Source organism: Acinetobacter sp. AG1, assembly GCF_001005525.1.
GTDB lineage: Bacteria > Pseudomonadota > Gammaproteobacteria > Pseudomonadales > Moraxellaceae > Acinetobacter > Acinetobacter modestus.
Window position 1 is genome coordinate 1 of record NZ_LBMZ01000052.1, and the last position, 6,091, is coordinate 6,091.

General features: G+C 41.7%; 2 protein-coding genes. One reads left to right on the forward strand and one right to left on the reverse strand.

The features are described 5' to 3' along the window. Positions 1-32: 32 nt before the first annotated feature. Positions 33-3,719, reverse strand: coding sequence for a methionine synthase (gene metH, locus AAV96_RS00720; RefSeq protein WP_046737926.1), 3,687 nt, complete (start codon positions 3,717-3,719; stop codon positions 33-35). A gap of 439 nt (positions 3,720-4,158) precedes the next feature. Here metH and AAV96_RS00725 point away from each other — a divergent pair, with 439 nt between their 5' ends. Further along, positions 4,159-5,787, forward strand: coding sequence for an inorganic phosphate transporter (locus AAV96_RS00725; protein WP_046737927.1), 1,629 nt, complete (start codon positions 4,159-4,161; stop codon positions 5,785-5,787). Positions 5,788-6,091 lie beyond the last annotated feature (304 nt).

Here is a 6,091-nt window from a genome sequence, read left to right on the forward strand (position 1 = left end):
ATCCCCTCAATTGAGGGGATTATCTTTATCACTTAAACAATCGAATCATCTAAATTCGGTGCTAACCAACGCTTCGCTTCATCCAGTGTCCAGCCTTTACGTTTCGCATAATCCTCAAGCTGATCCTGAGAAATCTTGCCAACATTAAAGTATTCACTTTCAGGGTGCGAATAATAGAAACCACTCACAGAAGAAGGTGGCATCATCGCAAAGTGTTCAGTCAACTTAGTGCCAATCTTCGCTTCCGAACCTAACCAGTCAAATAACACCGCTTTTTCAGAATGCTCTGGGCAAGCAGGGTAACCTGGTGCAGGGCGAATACCGACATACTTCTCTTTGATCAGCGCTTCATTGTCCAGAGTTTCATCGGCTTTATAGCCCCAGAACTCTTTACGGATACGTTCATGCAAATGCTCGGCAAAAGCTTCGGCAAAACGATCCGCCAAAGACTGAACCAAGATTGCTGAATAATCGTCGCCTTTGGCTTTATATTCATTTGCCAATTCTTCAGCACCAAAGATCGATACAGTGAAACCACCGAGATAATCGGTATTGTCTTTAGAAGTACTAATAAAGTCCGCTAAAGATAAATTTGGTTTGCCTGTTACTTTGTCAGATTGCTGACGAATATGCTCAAAAGTATGCGTAACTTTTTGACCTTCTTCATCAAACACGCTCACTGTATCTGCTCCTGTACGTTGTGCAGGATATAGACCAAATACAGCACGCGCATCGAAACGATTATTCTCGATAATGTCTTTCAGCATTGCTTGTGCTTGGTTATACAAATCAGTGGCCGCTTCACCCACGACTTCATCTGTTAGGATTTTCGGGAATTTACCTGCCAAGCTCCAAGAGATAAAGAATGGTGTCCAGTCAAAATATTCAACTAATGTCGCCAATGGATAGTTAGTAATAACTTGCGTACCTAAACTATTTGGAATCGGTGGCACATAGTTGTCATCCACCTTGAAACCATTTTCAATCGATTCGGCATAGCTGAGTTTGGCGGCTTTCGGTTGCTTGTTGGCTAGACGCTCACGAATCTTGGCATATTCAGCACGATGCTCGGCAATAAAATTACCACGCATTTCTTTCGAGAGCAGGGTGGTTGCCACACCCACTGCACGAGAGGCATCGGCCACATAGATCACCGCATCATTTTGATACTGCGGATCAATCTTCACCGCAGTATGTGCTTTCGATGTGGTTGCGCCACCAATTAATAATGGAATGTTAAAGCCTTTGCGTTGCATTTCTTTGGCAACAAACACCATTTCATCCAAAGATGGGGTGATCAAACCAGACAAACCGATGATGTCACATTTCTCATCAATCGCAGTTTGCAGGATTTTTTCCGCAGGTACCATAACGCCAAGATCAACGATGTCATAACCATTACAACCCAAGACCACGCCCACGATATTTTTACCAATATCGTGTACATCGCCCTTAACAGTTGCCATCAACACTTTACCTTTGGACTGGCTACCTGTTTTTTCAGCTTCGATGTACGGATTAAGCCAAGCGACAGCTTGTTTCATTACACGCGCAGATTTTACTACTTGTGGCAGGAACATTTTACCTGAGCCGAACAGGTCACCAACCACGTTCATGCCATCCATCAATGCACCTTCAATCACATCGAGTGGACGCTTGGCTTTTAAACGGGCTTCTTCGGTATCTTCATCAATATAAGTGGTGATACCTTTGACTAAGGCATATTCGAGACGTTTTTCTACAGACTCATTGCGCCATTCAAGGTTTTCAGCTTCGCGTTGCGCGCCACTATGACCACGGAACTTTTCCGCGACTTCAAGCAGTTTTTCTGTGGCATTTTGACCAGATTCACCTTGGTTCTGGTTTAGAACAACATCTTCAACGGCTTCTTTCAGTTCTTTTGGAATATCATCATAGATCGCCATTTGGCCAGCGTTCACGATCCCCATGGTCATGCCTTGCTTAATGGCATGGTAAAGGAATACCGAGTGAATCGCTTCACGCACAGGTTCATTACCACGGAAGGAGAAGGATACGTTAGAGACACCACCTGAAATCATGGCATGCGGCAAGTTCTGTTTGATCCAGCCTGTAGCTTCAATAAAATCGACGCCATAGTTGTTGTGTTCTTCGATCCCTGTTGCGACGGCAAATACGTTCGGGTCAAAAATAATATCTTCAGCAGGGAAGCCGACATCATTGACTAAAACATCATAAGAACGTTTACAGATTTCACGCTTACGTGCAGCGGTGTCTGCCTGACCTGCTTCATCAAAAGCCATGACAATAATCGCAGCACCATACTGGCGGCATAGGCGAGCTTTTTCGACAAACTCGTCATAACCCTCTTTCAAGGAAATTGAGTTAACAACAGGTTTACCTTGTACACATTTTAGGCCTGCTTCAATGATTTCCCATTTTGATGAGTCAATCATGATGGGCACGCGAGAGATATCAGGTTCAGAAGCAACCAGATTCAGGAAATGCACCATCGCATTTTGCGAATCGAGCATGCCTTCATCCATGTTGATGTCGATGATCTGTGCACCGGCTTCAACTTGTTGCTGAGCTACTTCTAAAGCTTCGGCAAACTTTTCTTCACGGATAAGACGCAGGAATTTTTTTGAACCCGTGACGTTGGTACGTTCACCCACATTGACGAACAGTGAATCATCATAAATGTTAAATGGTTCTAAACCACTTAAACGGCAGGCTGGTTTGGTTTCAGGAATTTGACGTGGCTGAATGTCTTTGACTGCATTATAGATGGCGCGAATATGATCTGGTGTGGTACCACAGCAACCACCTGTAATATTGATTAAACCGCTTTCAGCAAATTCTTTGATGAATGCTGCGGTTTGTTCTGGAGTTTCATCATACTCACCGAAGGCATTCGGCAAACCAGCGTTTGGATGCGCAGAGACAAAAGTATCAGCAACATCAGCAATGGTTTTAACGTGTGGACGCATCGCATCTGCACCCAAGGCACAGTTAAAACCGATTGAGAGTAAATCACCGTGACGTACTGAGTTCCAGAAGGCTTCTGCGGTTTGGCCTGTTAAGGTACGACCTGATGCATCGGTAATGGTGCCTGAAATCATCAACGGCAGCTCATGACCAATTTGCTTGAATACTTCTTTGACTGCAAAGATCGCGGCTTTACAGTTCAAAGTGTCGAATACAGTTTCGATCAAGAGAATGTCTGCACCACCTTCAATCAAGGCGTGGGCAGCTTCAATATAATTTTCTTTTAATTCATCAAATGTAATATTACGGAATGCAGGGTCGTTCACATTCGGTGAAATCGAACAGGTACGTGAGGTTGGGCCAAGTACGCCTGCAACAAAACGCGGTTTGTCTGGAGTTGAGTATTTGTCACATGCTGCACGCGCTAAACGAGCTGCTTCACGGTTGATCTCTGGTACGAGGTCTTCCATGTGATAGTCCGACATTGAAACACGTGTGCCGTTAAAGCTGTTGGTTTCAATAATGTCTGCACCTGCATCCAAATAAGCTTCATGGATGCCTTGAATAATGTGTGGTTGAGTTAGCACCAATAAATCATTGTTGCCTTTTAGGTCTGAGGCCCAATCTGCAAAACGTTCACCACGATAATCTTGTTCTTCTAATTTATGGCGTTGAATCATCGTCCCCATTGCACCATCAATAATCAGGATACGTTGGGCAAGAAGTGATTGTAGGGTGGTAAGCGTGGACATTCAGAAACCCCAGTCGATGATGAAGATAAAAAAGCAGGGGCATTGTAACAGAAGCGAACAAAAAGCGCGTATTTTCAGCATCAGGATGATGTGATTCATCCAGTCAGGTTGAAAATGTCATAAAAGCTTCATGAAATTGCAATAATTTCGATGAATAATGCCTAAAAAGACAACGTATATTTAGAAATATGACAAATAAGTTTCATATTTTGTTGTGTTTGTTGCAAAATCAAACAAACAGGTTTGATTGAATTTATTTTTAATTAAGATATTGTTTTTGTTGTGTAAAAATAAAAATAATCTTGGTTTAAATCAAAAAAAACATAAAAAAATGTAAGAAAAATATGAAAATTTGGCTTCATATGACAGTCCTTTGTCATATAATTGTCATAATTTAATTAAACAATACAGAGGATTTTATTATCCTCTTACCGTCTACATGAATTCTAATCTTCCTCCTGTTTCGGATTCACCGCTTGCCAGTTCTACGGCAAAATCGACGAATGTACATGTTCCTACACCGAAATTTTTTATGCCGGTGTTTTTAACAATTATTATTGCAACACTTATTTATATTGGTTTTCAGGTGAGTGCTGACTTAGCGCATGTACCACCTTTGAGTTTATATTCAGTTATTCTTCTATCTACGGCACTTTTCATTGCTTTAGGCTTTGAATTTGTTAATGGCTTCCACGATACAGCCAATGCGGTTGCCACCGTGATTTATACCAATGCATTACCTGCACCTGTCGCAGTGATGTGGGCTGGTTTCTGTAACTTCCTTGGGGTTATGGTAGCGAGTGGTGCTGTTGCTTACGGTATTATTGCTTTACTTCCTGTTGAACTGATTATGAATGTCGGCAGTGGGGCTGGTTTTGCAATGGTATTTGCTTTGTTAATTGCAGCCATTCTTTGGAACTTAGGGACTTGGTTCCTTGGTATCCCAGCATCAAGCTCTCATACTTTAATCGGCTCGATTTTAGGTGTGGGGATCATGAACCATTTATTAAATGCTTCAACTGGTGCAACCAGCGGCATTGATATGGATCAAGTCATTAAAGTGGGTAAGGCGTTATTATTCTCACCTTTAATCGGTTTTGCTTTCGCAGCAATTGTATTCTTGTTGGTTAAAACAATTTTTAAACGCCAATTAGAACTTTTTCAGCCACCAGAAGGTAATAAGCCACCACCACCTCTTATTCGTGCAATTTTGATTTTTACATGTACGGGCGTGAGCTTTGCACATGGTTCTAATGATGGTCAAAAGGGCATGGGTTTAATCATGTTGATCTTGATCGGTTTAGTGCCATTAGCATATTCACTGAACAAAAGCTTAGATGCAAATCATCTTCAATCATTTGAAAAGCTTTCAAGTCAAACAGCTGCTGTATTGAATGTAAATCAAAATGAATTATCTGATGAGAAAGCGCGTGCTGTACTCACTAAATATATTCAAACCAAAGAGCAAACACCTGAAGTTGTTCCAGCGCTTGCAAGTATGACGGAACATTTAGGAACACGCGTTGCAAATTACGGTGATCTTAAAGCTATTCCTGAGGCTGCTGTAAGCGAAATCCGTAATGATATGTATTTAAGTACCACAACTTTTAAACGTTTAGACAAAGCAGAAGCTTTACCGAAGATGGACAAAGACCAAGCTAAAACTGTCAAAGAGTATCGTAGTAATCTTGATTCATTCCTACAATACATTCCAAATTGGGTTAAAGTTGCGGTTGCACTTGCACTCGGTTTAGGTACGATGGTGGGTTGGAAGCGCATTGTTGTGACTGTCGGCGAGCGTATTGGTAAGAACCATATGACTTATGGTCAAGGGATGTCTGCTGAACTTGTTGCAATGAGTACCATTGCTGCTGCTGATGGTTTGGGTATGCCTGTATCGACTACCCATGTTTTAAACAGTGCTGTTGCAGGTACCATGGTTGCGAATAGATCAGGTTTGAACTTCGCAACAGTAAAGACAATACTTTCTGCATGGATCTTTACTTTACCAGCGACGATTTGTTTATCCGGTGGTTTATACTGGTTATTCTTACAGTTTGTATCATGATTTGATTTGCTTTAAAGCCAAATTATTTTAAAAAGCTTTGCCGAGGCAAAGCTTTTTTTATGGGTCATAAGATAGCGATAGATACGGACACAAACCAAGAATATTAGGTTCTAACTCTCAAATAGATCTGTTCTAATAAGCATTAAATGCATAATCAGAAATAGCTGTCGTTCACTGCCATGTAGGCAGCTTAGAAAGCTGAATCAATTGCAAACTGAAGAACGGTATTCGTTCACTGCCATGTAGGCAGCTTAGAAAGCAAACGCATCTATCTTTAAAGCATTTGAGGGGTTCACTGCCATGT

Bases quoted from the DNA above. Each gene is read 5' to 3' on its own strand.
- metH (WP_046737926.1), bottom strand. From the start codon at position 3,719: ATGTCCACGCTTACCACCCTACAATCACTTCTTGCCCAACGTATCCTG.
- AAV96_RS00725 (WP_046737927.1), top strand. From the start codon at position 4,159: ATGAATTCTAATCTTCCTCCTGTTTCGGATTCACCGCTTGCCAGTTCT.